The organism is Pseudomonas sp. NPDC090755, assembly GCF_044769005.1.
Lineage (GTDB): Bacteria > Pseudomonadota > Gammaproteobacteria > Pseudomonadales > Pseudomonadaceae > Aquipseudomonas.
Genome location: NZ_JBIVXC010000017.1, coordinates 1 through 14710 on the forward strand (window position 1 = coordinate 1; position 14710 = coordinate 14710).

General features: G+C 60.5%; 15 protein-coding genes. 13 read left to right on the forward strand and 2 right to left on the reverse strand.

What is annotated here, in order from left to right:
- Nucleotides 1-319 precede the first annotated feature (319 nt).
- Nucleotides 320-1984, reverse strand: coding sequence for an electron transfer flavoprotein-ubiquinone oxidoreductase (locus tag ACIQUS_RS21160; protein ID WP_403050963.1), 1665 nt, complete (start codon nucleotides 1982-1984; stop codon nucleotides 320-322).
- A 544-nt stretch (nucleotides 1985-2528) separates the two neighbouring features.
- Between ACIQUS_RS21160 and ACIQUS_RS21165 the strand changes: the two genes are divergently transcribed.
- From ACIQUS_RS21165 to ACIQUS_RS21205, 9 genes are all read left to right on the forward strand, one after another.
- On the forward strand, nucleotides 2529-3278 hold the full coding sequence (locus tag ACIQUS_RS21165; RefSeq protein WP_403050966.1) for an electron transfer flavoprotein subunit beta/FixA family protein: 750 nt from the start codon (nucleotides 2529-2531) through the stop codon (nucleotides 3276-3278).
- Nucleotides 3279-4208 (forward strand): electron transfer flavoprotein subunit alpha/FixB family protein, encoded by a 930-nt coding sequence (locus ACIQUS_RS21170; RefSeq protein ID WP_403050969.1) that lies wholly within the window; start codon nucleotides 3279-3281, stop codon nucleotides 4206-4208.
- A gap of 170 nt (nucleotides 4209-4378) precedes the next feature.
- Nucleotides 4379-5137, forward strand: a complete 759-nt coding sequence (locus ACIQUS_RS21175; protein WP_403051297.1) for a substrate-binding periplasmic protein — start codon at nucleotides 4379-4381, stop codon at nucleotides 5135-5137.
- Between the two features lie 9 nt (nucleotides 5138-5146).
- Nucleotides 5147-5500 carry a DUF4398 domain-containing protein gene (locus ACIQUS_RS21180; protein ID WP_403050972.1) on the forward strand — a complete coding sequence of 118 codons (354 nt, stop codon included), beginning with the start codon at nucleotides 5147-5149 and terminating at the stop codon, nucleotides 5498-5500.
- Nucleotides 5501-5514: 14 nt separating this feature from the next.
- Nucleotides 5515-6306 (forward strand): OmpA family protein, encoded by a 792-nt coding sequence (locus ACIQUS_RS21185; RefSeq protein ID WP_403051300.1) that lies wholly within the window; start codon nucleotides 5515-5517, stop codon nucleotides 6304-6306.
- A gap of 205 nt (nucleotides 6307-6511) precedes the next feature.
- The gene (locus ACIQUS_RS21190) at nucleotides 6512-7957 is read left to right on the forward strand and encodes a PLP-dependent aminotransferase family protein (RefSeq protein WP_403050975.1); all 1446 of its coding nucleotides are present in this window, start codon (nucleotides 6512-6514) and stop codon (nucleotides 7955-7957) included.
- Nucleotides 7958-8018: 61 nt separating this feature from the next.
- Nucleotides 8019-8510, forward strand: coding sequence for a translation initiation factor 2 (locus ACIQUS_RS21195; RefSeq protein WP_403050978.1), 492 nt, complete (start codon nucleotides 8019-8021; stop codon nucleotides 8508-8510).
- 126 nt (nucleotides 8511-8636) lie between these two features.
- Nucleotides 8637-8891 carry a YkgJ family cysteine cluster protein gene (locus ACIQUS_RS21200; RefSeq protein ID WP_285862329.1) on the forward strand — a complete coding sequence of 85 codons (255 nt, stop codon included), beginning with the start codon at nucleotides 8637-8639 and terminating at the stop codon, nucleotides 8889-8891.
- A gap of 31 nt (nucleotides 8892-8922) precedes the next feature.
- Nucleotides 8923-9528, forward strand: coding sequence for an START domain-containing protein (locus tag ACIQUS_RS21205; protein WP_403050982.1), 606 nt, complete (start codon nucleotides 8923-8925; stop codon nucleotides 9526-9528).
- Nucleotides 9529-9800: 272 nt separating this feature from the next.
- Here the strand turns inward: ACIQUS_RS21205 and gltA are convergent, their stop codons facing one another.
- Nucleotides 9801-11090 carry a citrate synthase gene (gene gltA / locus ACIQUS_RS21210; RefSeq protein ID WP_038613122.1) on the reverse strand — a complete coding sequence of 430 codons (1290 nt, stop codon included), beginning with the start codon at nucleotides 11088-11090 and terminating at the stop codon, nucleotides 9801-9803.
- 350 nt (nucleotides 11091-11440) lie between these two features.
- On the opposite strand from gltA, the gene sdhC reads away from it, so the two are divergent.
- The 4 genes from sdhC to ACIQUS_RS21230 are packed head-to-tail and all read left to right on the forward strand — an operon-like array spanning nucleotide 11441 to nucleotide 14682.
- Nucleotides 11441-11827, forward strand: coding sequence for a succinate dehydrogenase, cytochrome b556 subunit (gene sdhC, locus ACIQUS_RS21215; RefSeq protein ID WP_174242293.1), 387 nt, complete (start codon nucleotides 11441-11443; stop codon nucleotides 11825-11827).
- A complete protein-coding gene (gene sdhD, locus ACIQUS_RS21220) occupies nucleotides 11821-12189 on the forward strand; it encodes a succinate dehydrogenase, hydrophobic membrane anchor protein (protein WP_028945358.1) in 369 nt (122 codons plus the stop codon). The genes sdhC and sdhD overlap by 7 nt, the downstream gene beginning before the upstream one ends.
- A gap of 3 nt (nucleotides 12190-12192) precedes the next feature.
- Nucleotides 12193-13965, forward strand: coding sequence for a succinate dehydrogenase flavoprotein subunit (gene sdhA / locus ACIQUS_RS21225; protein ID WP_403050987.1), 1773 nt, complete (start codon nucleotides 12193-12195; stop codon nucleotides 13963-13965).
- A gap of 12 nt (nucleotides 13966-13977) precedes the next feature.
- Nucleotides 13978-14682, forward strand: a complete 705-nt coding sequence (locus tag ACIQUS_RS21230; protein WP_403050990.1) for a succinate dehydrogenase iron-sulfur subunit — start codon at nucleotides 13978-13980, stop codon at nucleotides 14680-14682.
- The last annotated feature ends 28 nt before the right edge of the window (nucleotides 14683-14710 follow it).

The window sequence follows — 14710 nt, forward strand, 5'->3', positions numbered from 1 at the left end:
GCGCGAGCCGTAGACTTGGCGAAGCAAGTCGTAGGCCGCGTGGCCCCGGAAGACGCCGGAGCGAAGGGACCCGAAGCGCAGCGTAGGGCCGTATGCAGGAGCAGGCGGTTTTGCCTACTTTTTCCAAGAAAAAAGTAGGCCGCCGTAAAGGCGGAAGGGGCCGGCAGCCTCGCCACATGGAATGGATAAGCTCACAGCCTCAACACCAACCCAACCCAACCCAACCCAACCCAAGGACCATTGTCCCCGGGATGCCATGAAGAACCAAAAAAAAAGCCCCCAGGCCGTGAAGGCGAGGGGGCTTTTTCTGGCCGCCGGCTTACATGTTCGGGTAAGTCGGGCCGCCGGCACCTTCCGGGGTGACCCAGGTGATGTTCTGCGAAGGGTCCTTGATGTCACAGGTCTTGCAGTGTACGCAGTTCTGGGCGTTGATCTGGAAGCGCTTGCTGCCGTCTTCCTGGGTGACCACTTCGTAAACGCCCGCCGGGCAGTAACGCTGGGCCGGCTCGTCGTACAGCGGCAGGTTGGTGCCGATCGGGATGCCAGCGTCGGCCAGTTTCAGGTGGCAGGGCTGTTCTTCCTCGTGGTTGGTGCTGGAGAGGAACACCGAACTCAGCTTGTCGAAGCTCAGTTTGCCATCGGGCTTGGGGTAGTCGATCTTTTTCGAGTCGGCCGCCAGCTTCAGGCAGGCGTAGTCCGGCTTGGTGTCGTGCAGGGTGAACGGCAGCTTGCCGCCGAACCAGTTCTGGTCGATATAGTTGAACGCAGCGCCGAGCATCGGGCCGAACTTGTGCATGGCCGGGCCGAAGTTGCGGCTGGCGAACAGTTCTTCATACAACCAGCTGGCCTTGAAGGCGTCGACATAGCTGTTGAGCTGGTCGCCGCCTTCGCTGCCGGCCAGCAGGGCATCGGCCACCGCGTCGGCGGCGAGCATGCCGGACTTCATGGCGGTGTGGCTGCCCTTGATCTTGGCAAAGTTCAGGGTGCCCAGGTCGCAACCGATCAGGGCGCCGCCGTTGAAGACCATCTTCGGCAGCGAGTTCAGGCCGCCCTTGCAGATGGCGCGGGCGCCGTAGCTGATGCGCTTGCCGCCTTCGAGGTACTGGCTCATCACCGGGTGGTGCTTGAGGCGCTGGAATTCGTCGAACGGCGACAGGTAGGCATTGCTGTAGGACAGGTCGACGATCAGGCCGACCACCACCTGGTTGTTCTCCAGGTGATAAAGGAAGGAGCCACCGGTGTTCTCGGCGCTCATCACGTCCAGCGGCCAGCCGGCGGTGTGCACCACCAGGCCTTGCTCGTGCTTGGCCGGGTCGATTTCCCAGATTTCCTTGAGGCCGATGCCGTAGTGCTGGGCGTCGGCTTCGCTGTCGAGGTTGAAGCGCTTGATCAACTGCTTGCCGATATGGCCACGGCAGCCTTCGGCGAACAGGGTGTACTTGCCGCGCAGTTCCATGCCCGGGGTGTACAGGCCTTCTTTCGGGTTGCCTTCACGGTCGACACCCAGGTCGCCGGTGATGATCCCGCGGATCACGCCGTTTTCGTCGAACAGGGCTTCCTGGGCGGCGAAGCCCGGGTAGATCTCCACGCCCAGGTTCTCGGCCTGCTGGGCCAGCCAGCGGCACAGGTTGCCCAGGGAGATGATGTAGTTGCCTTCGTTGTGCATGGTCTTGGGCACGAACAGGTCCGGGACCTTGACCGAGCTGCCAGCATCCTTGAGCACGTAGATGTCGTCGCGTTTGACGGCGGTGTTGAGCGGGGCGCCGAGCTCTTTCCAGTCCGGGAACAGTTCGTTCAGGGCGCGCGGTTCGAACACTGCACCGGAGAGGATGTGGGCACCGACTTCCGAGCCTTTCTCAACCACGCAGACGCTGATTTCGTTACCGGCTTCGGCGGCCTTCTGCTTCAGTCGGCAGGCGGCGGACAGGCCCGCCGGGCCAGCGCCGACAATGACCACGTCGAATTCCATGTATTCGCGTTCCACAGGTTCTCTCCTACTCAAGGCTCATCGGTTTTTCATTGTTGGCGGGTGTCAGGCGGTCATTTTCAACACGCTGGTGCTGTAGCCTGAGTGATGACGGACTACACCGCTTTCTCTTGGTGGCGCATTATATCTACACCACTCTCGGGGTCCAATACAAACGTTTGTTTGAATTTGTCGCAGGCCAGTAAAATCACTGAAGTGCGGCTTGAAGCTGACCGGTTTGCCGTATTGACCGGATTGGGTGTTACGGTCAAGATACGAGCGGTTTTGCGCTCGCCGTAGGCTAACCGCCGGATGCAGGTGCACCCCTAAAGACCAGGCGAAAAGCAGGGCAGAAAGGCCATAACCCGCTTTGTAGTGGAGTTTACACACCACAACAGAAAATGAACCACGGGTTTTGCTTCTGCAAGGTCAAATTGAGACTGCTGGGTCAGGGTTAAATTGGATCGGCTGCAATCGTTTTTAGAGGTGCCCTTGTACCCACGCGCAATCGCCGGGTTTGCCCCAGGCGACATTCTTTTCACCGGAGAGTAACGAGGAATCCATGAAGGTTCTTGTAGCTGTCAAACGAGTGGTCGACTATAACGTCAAGGTTCGCGTCAAAGCGGACAACTCCGGCGTCGACCTTGCTAACGTCAAGATGTCCATGAACCCCTTCTGCGAAATCGCCGTAGAAGAAGCCGTACGCCTGAAAGAAAAGGGTGTCGCGAGCGAGATCGTCGTCGTTACCGTCGGCCCGGCCACTGCCCAGGAGCAATTGCGTACTGCCCTGGCACTGGGTGCCGACCGTGCGGTGCTGGTCGAGTCCGCCGACGAGCTGAACTCCCTGGCCGTGGCCAAGCTGCTCAAGGCCGTGGTCGACAAGGAACAGCCTCAGCTGGTGATCCTTGGCAAGCAAGCCATCGACAGCGACAACAACCAGACCGGCCAGATGCTGGCGGCACTGACCGGTTTCGGCCAGGGCACCTTCGCTTCCAAGGTCGAAATCGCTGGCGACAAGATTAACGTCACCCGTGAAATCGACGGCGGCCTGCAGACCGTTGCGCTGAACCTGCCAGCCATCGTCACCACCGACCTGCGCCTGAACGAGCCACGCTACGCGTCGCTGCCGAACATCATGAAGGCCAAGAAGAAGCCACTGGAAACCGTTACTCCAGATGCGCTGGGCGTTTCCACCGCCTCCACCAACAAGACCCTGAAAGTCGAAGCGCCGGCTGCCCGCAGCGCCGGTATCAAGGTCAAGTCGGTTGCTGAACTGGTCGAGAAACTGAAGAACGAGGCGAAGGTAATCTAAATGACTATCCTGGTTATCGCTGAACACGAAAACGGTGCCGTTGCCCCGGCCACCCTGAACACTGTTGCTGCTGCCGCCAAGATCGGTGGCGACATCCACGTGCTGGTCGCAGGCCAGAACGTCGGTGGCGTGGCTGAAGCTGCTGCCAAGATCGCTGGCGTCGCCAAGGTCCTGGTCGCCGACAACGCTGCCTACGCACACGTCCTGCCAGAAAACGTAGCGCCGCTGGTTGCCGAACTGGGCAAGGGTTACAGCCATGTGCTGGCACCTGCCACCTCCAACGGCAAGAACGTGCTGCCACGCGTTGCCGCGCTGCTGGACGTCGACCAGATCTCCGAGATCATCTCGGTTGAATCGGCTGACACCTTCAAGCGTCCGATCTATGCCGGTAACGCCATTGCCACCGTGCAATCGAGCGCTGCCATCAAGGTCATCACCGTTCGCGCCACCGGCTTCGACGCCGTTGCCGCCGAAGGTGGTTCGGCTGCTGTCGAAGCCGTTGCCGCTGCCCACGACGCCGGCAAGTCGGCCTTCGTTGGTGAAGAGCTGGCCAAGTCCGACCGTCCTGAGCTGACCGCTGCCAAGATCGTCGTATCCGGCGGTCGTGGTATGCAGAACGGCGACAACTTCAAGCACCTGTACGCCCTGGCCGACAAGCTCGGCGCTGCCGTCGGTGCTTCCCGCGCTGCGGTCGACGCAGGCTTCGTACCGAACGACATGCAGGTCGGCCAGACCGGCAAGATCGTTGCGCCACAGCTGTACATCGCCGTCGGTATCTCCGGCGCGATCCAGCACCTGGCCGGCATGAAGGACTCCAAAGTGATCGTTGCGATCAACAAGGACGAAGAAGCGCCGATCTTCCAGGTGGCCGACTACGGCCTGGTCGCTGACCTGTTCGAAGCCGTACCTGAGCTGGAGAAGCTGGTTTAATCCGGCTGCTTCACTTATAAAGGGCCCGATCCGGGCGGGTTGTGCGAGCCAGTCTTGCACAGCCTGTGGATCGGGCTTTTTTATTGAAAAAAGGAGTCGTTTGCATGGGATGGCTTGGCCGGGTGAATTCGGCGCTGTTGTTCGCCGCGGTGCTGCTGCCGTCGCAGGTGATGGCGGTGGGCAAGTGCGAGCGCCTGGTGGCCACCGGCAGCCCCGATGCGCCGCCCTATCTGTGGCGCGATCCAAAAGACCCCAGGCACCTGATCGGCGCCAATGCCGACTTGCTCAACCAGGTTGCGGCACAGCTTGGGGTGAAGGTCGAGATCCTGTACAGCGGCAAGCGCAGCGATGCCGTTGAAGAGGTGCGAAGCGGGCGTGTCGACATGCTGGTCGATGCACCGCTGACCACCGCCGACCTTACGGCCATGGACTATGTCCATCCGCCGTTGATGCTCAATGAATACCTGGTCTGGACCCGTCATGACTCGCCCCTGGTCTATGAGGGGCTGGCCGACTTGCACCAGCGCCAGGGCAGCCTGTCGGAAAAGGCCCGGCTGACCCCCGACTTCGAAGCCTTCGCCAAAACCCAGCTCAAGCTCGCGCCGGCCCAGAACCTGACCCAGGCATTCCAGAAATTGCTGCTGGGGCAGGTGGAATATGTACTGGCCGGACGGTACTCGGGCATGGCCATGGCCCAGAGTCTGGGCATGAGCAATGAACTGGTCGCCCGCGGCCTGCCGCTGGATCGCCCGGGCCTGTACCTGGCGCTGTCGCATAATTCCGCCTGCAATGACGCGTGGATACGCGGACAACTGGCTCAAAAGCTGACAGAATTGCCGGCCTCCGGCGTGTCCCAGGCGGTGCTGCAACGCAATGTCGAGCGCTGGAAGGCGCAAATGCAGGCACCGCTGGATGCCCCTAAACAGTAGGAAGATGGTGTGAGAATCCAACCACTATTCGCAGCCCTGGCGCTGCTGGCGCTGGCCGGATGTGCCAATGATCCGGCGCCCAATGAACAACTGCGCCTGTCCGAGCAGGCGCTGGAGCAGGCCAAGGCCGTCGGTGCGACCGATGAGGTGGCTGAGTTGAAGATGGCCGAGGACAAGCTGGCCCGGGCCCGGGTCAACATGGCCACCCAAGACTACCGCGATGCCCGCATGCGCGCCGAACAGGCCGAGCTCGATGCACGCCTGGCCGAGGCGCGGGTGCTGACCAGCAAGAGCCAGGAGCAGCTTGAACTGCTGCAATCGCGGGTCAATCGCCTGCGCAAACAGTTGGGGGAGCAGCCGTGAGTTCGATCAAACCTATGGCGGCCCTGCTGCTGGTTGGCCTGGTCGGCCTGCAGGGGTGTGCCAGCCAGCGCAGCGAGTCGGCACTGGATGAAGCAGCGGCCAAGTTCCAGACCGTCAAGGACGACTCTGACGTGCTGCGCAGCGCGCCGCGTGACGTCATCCGTGCCGGTGAATCCCTGGCCCGTGCGGAGCGGCTGTCCAGCTACCTGGGCACCGGTGCCGATGTGCGTCATTACGCCTACCTGAGCCAGCGCTACAGCGACATCGCCCGCGAGCACAGCACCCTGATGCTCAGTCAGGAGCGCCTGGCCAAGCTCGAGCTCGAGCGCCAGCGTCTGCAACTGGCACTGCGTGAAGCCAAGTTGGTCAGTGTGCAACAGCAGGGTCAGTGGCTGGAGGCGCAGATCGTCAGCCTGGCGACCAATCAGGGCGATCGCGGTCTGGTGATGACCCTGGGGGATGTGCTGTTCGATACCGGTCAGGCGGAGTTGAAGAGCTCGGCCAGCCGTACCGTGCTCAAGCTGGTGCAGTTCCTGCAGCTCAATCCTCGCCGCGTCGTACGCATCGAGGGCTACACCGACAGCACCGGCACGCCGGAAGACAACCTCAAGTTGTCCCGCGACCGGGCCCAGGCAGTGGCCGACATGCTGGTCGACCTCGGAGTCGACGAAAAGCGCATCCAGGTCGAAGGCTATGGTGACCAGTATCCGGTCGAGGCCAATGCCTCGGAGCGGGGCAGGGCGCAGAACCGTCGGGTGGAGATCGTCTTCTCCGACGAAAAGGGCAAGCTCGGCGCAGCACGCTGAGGCGATCCTGAACAAACCCGGCAAGTGCGGCTTGCCGGGTTTTTTTATGGGCGTTTGATCGCCAGGGCAGCAGGGGCTGTCACGCAACTGTATTGTCGACTATTCTGCAATCTGTCCCAGTACACTTCGCAACTGTTCCGGTATTCTGGCTCCATTATCGAGTCGTACAACAACAATTAGATTGCCTGCGTGTCGAGAACCGATCATGACCAACCTGTTGCTCTACCAGCGCATTGCCCAGCAACTGGCCGAGGATATCCGCCGGGGTGTCTACCAGCCGGGTGAGCGAGTGCCGTCGGTGCGCAAGATGAGCTCGCAGCTCAATGTCAGCCACGCCACGGTATTGCAGGCCTATGCCAACCTGGAAGACCAGGGCTTGATTCGCGCCCGGCCCCAGTCTGGCTACTACGTGCACCAGACGCCGGCCTTGACCGCACAGACCCCGGACATCGCCCGGGTCGAGCGCCCCGGGCTGGTCACCCGCAGCAGTATCATCCAGCAGGTGCTGACCGAAGCGCGGCGCGATGGCGTGTTTCCGTTCGGTGCGGCGGTGCCGCATGTGGATTACCTGCCGGTGCGTGCCCTGCACCAGCAGTTGGCCAAGGTCACCCGTTTTCAAAGTCCGCGGGCCTTCAGCTATATGTTCAGCCCGGGCTTCGAGCCTTTGCGTCGGCAGATTGCCATCCGCATGCGCGATGCCGGGGTGGTGGTGGATCCCAGTGAGCTGGTGGTGACCCATGGTTGCGTCGATGCGCTGCAGATGTCGTTGCGGGTGCTGACCAAGCCTGGCGACCTGATCGCGGCCGAGTCGCCCACCTATTATGGCCTGCTGCAACTGGCCGACCTGTTGGGGCTGAAGGTCATCGAGATTCCCAGTGATCCTTCCACCGGTATCAGCCTGGAAGCGTTGCAACTGGCGGCCAACCAGTGGCCGATCAAGGCGCTGGTGCTGACCGCGCGCTTGAGCAATCCGCTGGGCGGTACCATCCCTGAGGATCGGCAGAAACAGTTGCTGCGCCTGGCGAACGACTTCGACATCCAGATCGTCGAAGACGATATCTATGGCGAACTGATGTTCGAGCAAGGCAAGACCAAGGCGCTCAAGGCCTTCGACCGGCTGGGGCGGGTGATCTACTGTTCGAGTTTTTCCAAGACATTGTCGCCGGGTGTGCGCATTGGCTGGATGATCGCCGGCAAGTACCAGGCGGAAATCCAGCGCCTGCAGACCTTCACCACCCATTCGGCGTGTAGCGTGACCCAGATGGGGGTCGCCTCCTACCTGGAGAATGGTGGCTACGACCGGCATTTGCGCTATATCCGGCAGGAATACCGGAAGAATCTCAGTGCCTACCAGTTGGCTGTGCAGCAGCACTTTCCGGCGGGGACGCAGATGACCCGGCCGACCGGTGGCTTCATCCTGTGGGTGAGCCTGCCTGGGCGGGTCAACACCCAGGAGCTGCATGTGCGTGCACTGCAGCAAGGCATCAGCATTGCACCGGGACTGATTTTCAGTAACACCGAGCAGTTCAACCACTGTATTCGCCTGAACTGCGGCATCCCCTGGAACCGTGAGGCGGAGCGCGCCCTGATGACCCTGGGGATGCTGGCCAGCCAGTTGTGCCAGGAGTCGGGTTCGGCAAGCTTTTTCTAGACTTGCCAGCCCTCTCTGGAACGGGGAGCATAGACCTATTTGCGGATGATTGTCGGTGTCCATGAAAGCCTTGCGTCGGGTTGGCTTGTTTCTCTGTCTGCTGGGGTTTTCGGCGGCTGCGGGCAATCTCATGGCTCAAACGGCACCGACGACCCATCCGTCGCCGGCAAGGCAGGCCCAGCCGGCAGCCAAGGCTAAGCCGGTTGTCAGGCAAAAGCAGGACAAGGCTGTCGCCGAGAAGAAAAAGCCCGCCGCCAAGGCAGTGCGCAACAAGGCGCGCAAGCCGGCCAAGGCTGCCCCCGAGCCCTTGCCCAAGGCGAAGCTGGACCTGAGCTTGCCGACCGATATGGTCAAGGACCTCAAACCGGCCTCCCAGGATCCGGTTCCCACGCCCAAACCCCTGTTGCCTTACCTGTTTGGCGAGAAGCCGCCGGCTGACAGCCCATTCCAGCTCAATGGCCGGTTGCTGAGCAACGAGATGCAGCTGCAATTGCGTAACGATGCTCGCCAGGAGGTCGAGGGCGCCGCCATCGATTTCGAGTTCAAGCAGTAGTCGGGGCTGACTTGTCGGTCATTGCCGGGTGTAGCGGTTTTCAGTCTGCTGGCAATTTCAAACGACTGTTTAACCGGTTACTATCCGGGTTCATTCATCATTTGCTGTACCGAGGATCCTGTTGTCATGAATTGCCGTGAAGGTTGTGGCGCCTGCTGCATTGCGCCCTCCATCAGCTCACCCATGCCGCGCATGCCCAAGGGCAAGCCGGCAGGCGAGCGCTGCCTGCATTTGTCGCCTGCCAATCTCTGTGAGCTGTTCGGCCAGCCCGAGCGCCCGGCGGTGTGTGGCGGTTTCAAGGCGGATGTGGAGGTGTGTGGCAGTGACCGCGATGAAGCGATCAGGATCCTGGGGTGGCTGGAGCAAGTGACGGCAGCTTGAAACGTGGTCTTCGATAATAAGGAACAAGAGAATGGGATCGTTTAAGCAGGTGGCAATGGTGGTTGGCCTGAGTGCCGTACTGGCGCAAGTGGCGCATGCCGAGGACTGGAAGGTGGCCAAGGACGAGGAGGGGATCAAGATTTCCCTGGCCGACGTCGAGGGGTCGGATTACAAGGCCTACCGCGGCGTGACGGTCATCAAGGCGCCACTGGCCAGGGTCAAGGCCTTGCAGGAAGACATCGCGGGCGCCTGCGCCTGGATTCATGAGTGCAAGACGCAGAAGCTGCTCAAGCAGGAAGGTGATCAGGTCTGGACCTATACCCAGTTCAACGCGCCATGGCCGGTGACCGCGCGTGATTCGATCCTGCACGTGACCACCACCCAGGATGCCGACGGCAGCCTGACCCGCAAGCTCGAGGGTGTGCCCAAGTACCTGCCTGAAGAGAAGGGCTTTGTGCGGGTGGCGAAGGTGGAGGGATTCTGGAAGCTGGTGCCTAAAGGCGACACGACTGAAGTGACCTACCAGGTGCACACCGAGCCAGGTGGCAGCGTGCCGTCGATGGTGGCCAACAAGTTCGTCGTCGATGCGCCGTTCAATACCTTGAAGGGGTTGAGGGCGAAGGCGCAGAAGCCATAGTCCGAGGGTAACAGTTCCAGCTTTTCGGTGCTGGCTGATAACTGTTGAGCTTTGAGGGTGCTGCCGGCGTACCCAATGTAGCCGCTGCCGCCAGGCTGCGATCGGCCGCGAAGCGGTCGTAGAAGGGAGTGCCACCGAGGTGGCAGGATTGCGACTGCTGCGCAGTCGATCGCAGCCTGGCGGCAGCGGCTACGGAAACCTTCCAGTCAGGCTGGGATACAGAAACAAAAAAGGCTGCCCGAGGGCAGCCTTTTTGCGTTCGGCACAATGGCTTACTTGCGGTCTTCCAGCTTGGTGATGTCGCGCGACTCGTAGCCGGTGTACAGCTGGCGAGGGCGGCCGATCTTGTACGGGCTGGAGAGCATTTCCTTCCAGTGCGAGATCCAGCCGACGGTCCGCGCCAGGGCGAAGATCACGGTGAACATGCTGGTTGGAATGCCGATCGCCTTGAGGATGATCCCCGAGTAGAAGTCGACGTTCGGGTACAGCGAGCGCTCGATGAAGTACGGATCGGTCAGGGCGATTTCTTCCAGGCGCATGGCCAGTTCCAGCTGCGGGTCGTTCTTGATGCCCAGCTCGCGCAGGACTTCGTCGCAGGTCTGCTTCATCACGGTGGCGCGTGGGTCGCGGTTCTTGTAGACGCGGTGACCGAAGCCCATCAGCTTGAACGGATCGTTCTTGTCCTTGGCCTTGGCGATGAACTTGTCGATGTTCGAGACATCGCCGATTTCATCGAGCATGGTCAGTACCGCTTCGTTGGCGCCGCCGTGGGCAGGGCCCCACAGTGCAGCGATGCCGGCGGCGATACAGGCGAACGGGTTGGCGCCCGAGGAACCTGCCAGACGGACGGTGGAAGTCGATGCGTTCTGCTCATGGTCGGCGTGGAGGATGAAGATCCGGTCCATTGCCTTGGCCAGTACCGGGCTGATCGGTTTGATCTCGCACGGGGTGTTGAACATCATGTGCAGGAAGTTTTCCGCGTACGACAGGTCGTTGCGCGGGTACATCATGGGTTGACCCATGGAGTACTTGTACACCATCGCTGCCAGGGTCGGCATCTTGGCGACCAGGCGGACCGCGGAGATTTCACGGTGCTGCGGGTTATTGATGTCCAGCGAGTCGTGGTAGAACGCCGACAGGGCGCCGACCACGCCGCACATGACGGCCATCGGGTGGGCGTCGCGGCGGAAGCCGTTGAAGAAGGACTTCAACTGCTCGTGCACCATGGTGTGGTTCTTCACGGTGCTGACGAACTGGGCCTTCTGCTCGGCGTTCGGCAGTTCGCCGTTGAGCAGCAGGTAGCAGGTCTCGAGGTAGTCGGATTTCTCGGCGAGTTGCTCGATCGGGTAACCGCGATGCAGCAGGATGCCCTTGTCGCCATCAATATAGGTGATCTTCGACTCGCAGGATGCGGTCGCCATGAAACCAGGGTCGAAAGTGAAGTGACCCGTGGCCCCCAACCCTCTAACGTCGATAACATCGGGACCAACGGTGCCGGTTAAAATGGGCAGCTCGACGGGGGCTGCGCCCTCGATGACCAACTGCGCTTTTTTGTCAGCCATGTGGCCTCCTATTAATGCTTGAAATCATCAGACAGACCCCCCACGCAGGGCCCGCACCACTATAGTGAGATAAATTCGAATGTCAATTTGCCTAAAGCACGGTTGTAATGGGCTTTGGGCGCCATTTTTCCGCGAAATTGACGGCCATTTACGCCTTTTATGCGCTAAAGGCAATGCGCTATTTGGGCTAGGGGCTTGCGTTGTCATTAGTAGCCTAACTGTCTATAATCGGCCCCCGACCGCCAGGGGCTTACAAGCCCGTGTTGCTGGGGTCGTCACTCCCTGGGTGGTGGGTACCTGACCAGTACACTTACCAACAACTTTGCCCTGCTTGCTAGGGGCTCTTCAGTGTGAAAAAAGCCGTGAAAAGCCAACGACCTGTAAACCTAGACCTAAGGACCATCAAACTCCCCATTACCGGCGTTACGTCATTTCTTCACCGTGTTTCCGGCATCATCCTCTTCCTGGGCCTTGGCTTCATGCTTTATGCATTGGGCAAATCCCTGGGTTCCGAGGAAGGTTTTGCCGAGGTGAAGGCATGCTTGACCAGTCCGCTGGCCAAGTTCGTGGCATGGGGCCTCCTGTCCGCCTTGCTGTATCACCTGGTAGCCGGTGTGCGCCACTTGATCATGGATATGGGCATCGGTGAAACGCTGGAAGGCGGCCGACTGGGCTCGAAAATTATCATCGCCGTCTCCGTGGTGGTGATTGTGCTGGCAGGAGTTTGGATATGGTAACCAACGTCACGAACCTCTCGCGTTCGGGCCTCTATGACTGGATGGCGCAGCGCGTTTCTGCGGTCGTTCTCGCGGCTTATTTCATTTTCCTGATCGGATACCTGGTCGCGCACCCGGGCATCGAGTTTGCCCAGTGGCACGCTCTGTTCTCCAACAACGCGATGCGTATCTTCAGTCTGCTGGCCCTCGTTGCCCTGGGCGCTCACGCCTGGGTCGGCATGTGGACCATTGCCACTGACTACCTGACGCCGATGGCGCTGGGCAAGTCGGCGACTGCCGTACGTTTCCTGTTCCAGGCGGTATGTGGTGTCGCGATGTTCGCGTACTTCGTCTGGGGTGTGCAGATTCTCTGGGGTATCTGATTCATGGCTAACATTCCTACGATTACTTTCGACGCCATCATCATTGGTGGCGGCGGTGCCGGCATGCGCGCTGCGCTGCAGCTGGCCCAGGGCGGTCACAAGACTGCCGTGATCACCAAGGTCTTCCCGACCCGTTCGCACACTGTATCGGCCCAGGGTGGCATCACCTGCGCCATCGCTTCGGCCGACCCGAACGATGACTGGCGCTGGCACATGTACGATACCGTCAAAGGTTCCGACTACATCGGTGACCAGGACGCTATCGAGTACATGTGTCAGGAAGGTCCGGCTGCGGTCTTCGAGCTGGACCACATGGGTCTGCCGTTCTCGCGTACCGAAACCGGCCGTATCTACCAGCGTCCGTTCGGTGGTCAGTCCAAGGACTACGGTAAAGGTGGCCAGGCTGCCCGTACCTGCGCCGCTTCCGACCGTACCGGTCACGCGCTGCTGCACACCCTGTACCAGGGCAACCTGAAGGCAGGTACCACCTTCCTGAACGAGTACTACGCCGTAGACCTGGTGAAAAACCAGGAAGGCGCGTTCGTCGGTGTGATCGCGATCTGCATCGAAACCGGCGAAACCCTGTACATCAAAGCCAAGGCCACCGTATTGGCCACTGGCGGTGCAGGTCGTATCTACTCGTCCACCACCAACGCCCTGATCAACACCGGTGACGGTATCGGCATGGCCCTGCGTGCAGGCGTTCCGGTCCAGGACATCGAGATGTGGCAGTTCCACCCGACCGGCATCGCCGGCGCCGGTGTACTGGTTACCGAAGGCTGCCGTGGTGAGGGTGGTTACCTCATCAACAAGCACGGCGAGCGTTTCATGGAGCGTTACGCGCCAAACGCCAAGGACCTCGCAGGTCGTGACGTTGTGGCCCGTTCCATGGTTAAAGAGATCATCGCCGGCAACGGCTGTGGCCCTAACGGCGACCACGTGATGCTCAAGCTCGATCACCTGGGTGAAGAAGTACTGCACAGCCGCCTGCCAGGCATCTGTGAGCTGTCCAAGACCTTCGCTCACGTCGACCCTGTGGTTGCGCCGGTTCCAGTCGTTCCAACCTGCCACTACATGATGGGCGGCGTTGCCACCAACATCCATGGCCAGGCAATGACCCAGGACGCCGACGGCGTAGATCAGGTCATCCCGGGTCTGTTCGCGGTAGGTGAAGTGGCCTGCGTATCGGTTCACGGTGCCAACCGCCTGGGCGGTAACTCGCTGCTCGACCTGGTTGTCTTCGGTCGCGCTGCCGGCCTGCACCTGGAAAAAGCGCTGTCCGACGGTATCGAATACCTCGACGCCAGCGACACCGACATCGATGTTGCCCTGAGCCGCCTGAACAAGCTCAACGAGCGCAACACCGGCGAAGACGTCGCCACCCTGCGTCGCGAGCTGCAAAGCTGCATGCAGAACTACTTCGGTGTGTTCCGTACTGGCGAATACATGCAGAAGGGTATCGAGCAGCTGGCTCAGCTGCGTGAGCGTATCGCCAACGTCAAGATCAACGACAAGTCCCAGGCCTTCAACACCGCGCGTATCGAAGCGCTGGAGCTGCAGAACCTGCTGGAAGTCGCTGAAGCCACTGCAATCGCTGCAGAAGTTCGTAAAGAGTCCCGCGGTGCTCACGCCCGTGAAGACTTCGAAGACCGTGACGACGAAAACTGGCTGTGCCACACCCTGTACTTCCCGGGCGAAAAACGCGTTGCCAAGCGCGCTGTCAACTTCGCGCCGAAAACCGTACCGGCGTTCGAGCCAAAAGTCCGGACTTACTAAGGGGTGGTCGCTATGTTGCAAGTCGAAGTCTATCGTTACAACCCCGATACCGACTCTGCGCCGAAGATGCAGACGTTCCAGGTCGATACCGGTGGCAAAGACCTGATGGTGCTGGATGTATTGGCACTGATCAAAGAACAGGATGAAGGTTTCTCGTATCGTCGTTCCTGCCGCGAGGGCGTTTGTGGCTCCGACGGCATGAACATCAATGGCAAGAACGGCCTGGCGTGCATCACGCCGCTGTCGGCAGTGGTCAAGCGCAACAAGCTGATCATTCGCCCGTTGCCTGGATTGCCGGTCATTCGTGACCTGGTCGTCGATATGAGCATCTTCTACAAACAGTACGAGAAGGTGAAACCCTTCCTGCAGAACGACACGCCGGCTCCGGCCATCGAGCGTCTGCAGTCGCCGGAAGAACGTGACAAGCTGGACGGTCTGTACGAGTGCATCCTGTGCGCTTGCTGCTCGACTTCTTGCCCGTCGTTCTGGTGGAACCCTGACAAGTTCCTCGGTCCAGCTGCACTGCTGCAGGCCTATCGTTTCCTGGCCGACAGCCGTGACACCAAGACCCAGGAGCGTCTGGCTGCACTGGATGACCCGTTCAGCGTATTCCGTTGCCGCGGAATCATGAACTGCGTGAACGTTTGCCCTAAAGGTCTGAACCCGACCAAGGCAATCGGTCACGTACGTAACATGCTGCTGCAAAGCGGTACCTGATTTTAAAAGTGTTGTACCCGTAGTACGC

Bases quoted from the DNA above. Each gene is read 5' to 3' on its own strand.
- sdhA (WP_403050987.1), top strand. From the start codon at position 12,193: ATGGCTAACATTCCTACGATTACTTTCGACGCCATCATCATTGGTGGC.
- sdhD (WP_028945358.1), top strand. From the start codon at position 11,821: ATGGTAACCAACGTCACGAACCTCTCGCGTTCGGGCCTCTATGACTGG.
- ACIQUS_RS21165 (WP_403050966.1), top strand. From the start codon at position 2,529: ATGAAGGTTCTTGTAGCTGTCAAACGAGTGGTCGACTATAACGTCAAG.
- ACIQUS_RS21230 (WP_403050990.1), top strand. From the start codon at position 13,978: ATGTTGCAAGTCGAAGTCTATCGTTACAACCCCGATACCGACTCTGCG.
- ACIQUS_RS21200 (WP_285862329.1), top strand. From the start codon at position 8,637: ATGAATTGCCGTGAAGGTTGTGGCGCCTGCTGCATTGCGCCCTCCATC.
- ACIQUS_RS21185 (WP_403051300.1), top strand. From the start codon at position 5,515: ATGGCGGCCCTGCTGCTGGTTGGCCTGGTCGGCCTGCAGGGGTGTGCC.
- ACIQUS_RS21175 (WP_403051297.1), top strand. From the start codon at position 4,379: ATGGCGGTGGGCAAGTGCGAGCGCCTGGTGGCCACCGGCAGCCCCGAT.
- ACIQUS_RS21170 (WP_403050969.1), top strand. From the start codon at position 3,279: ATGACTATCCTGGTTATCGCTGAACACGAAAACGGTGCCGTTGCCCCG.
- ACIQUS_RS21195 (WP_403050978.1), top strand. From the start codon at position 8,019: ATGAAAGCCTTGCGTCGGGTTGGCTTGTTTCTCTGTCTGCTGGGGTTT.
- ACIQUS_RS21205 (WP_403050982.1), top strand. From the start codon at position 8,923: ATGGGATCGTTTAAGCAGGTGGCAATGGTGGTTGGCCTGAGTGCCGTA.
- ACIQUS_RS21190 (WP_403050975.1), top strand. From the start codon at position 6,512: ATGACCAACCTGTTGCTCTACCAGCGCATTGCCCAGCAACTGGCCGAG.
- gltA (WP_038613122.1), bottom strand. From the start codon at position 11,090: ATGGCTGACAAAAAAGCGCAGTTGGTCATCGAGGGCGCAGCCCCCGTC.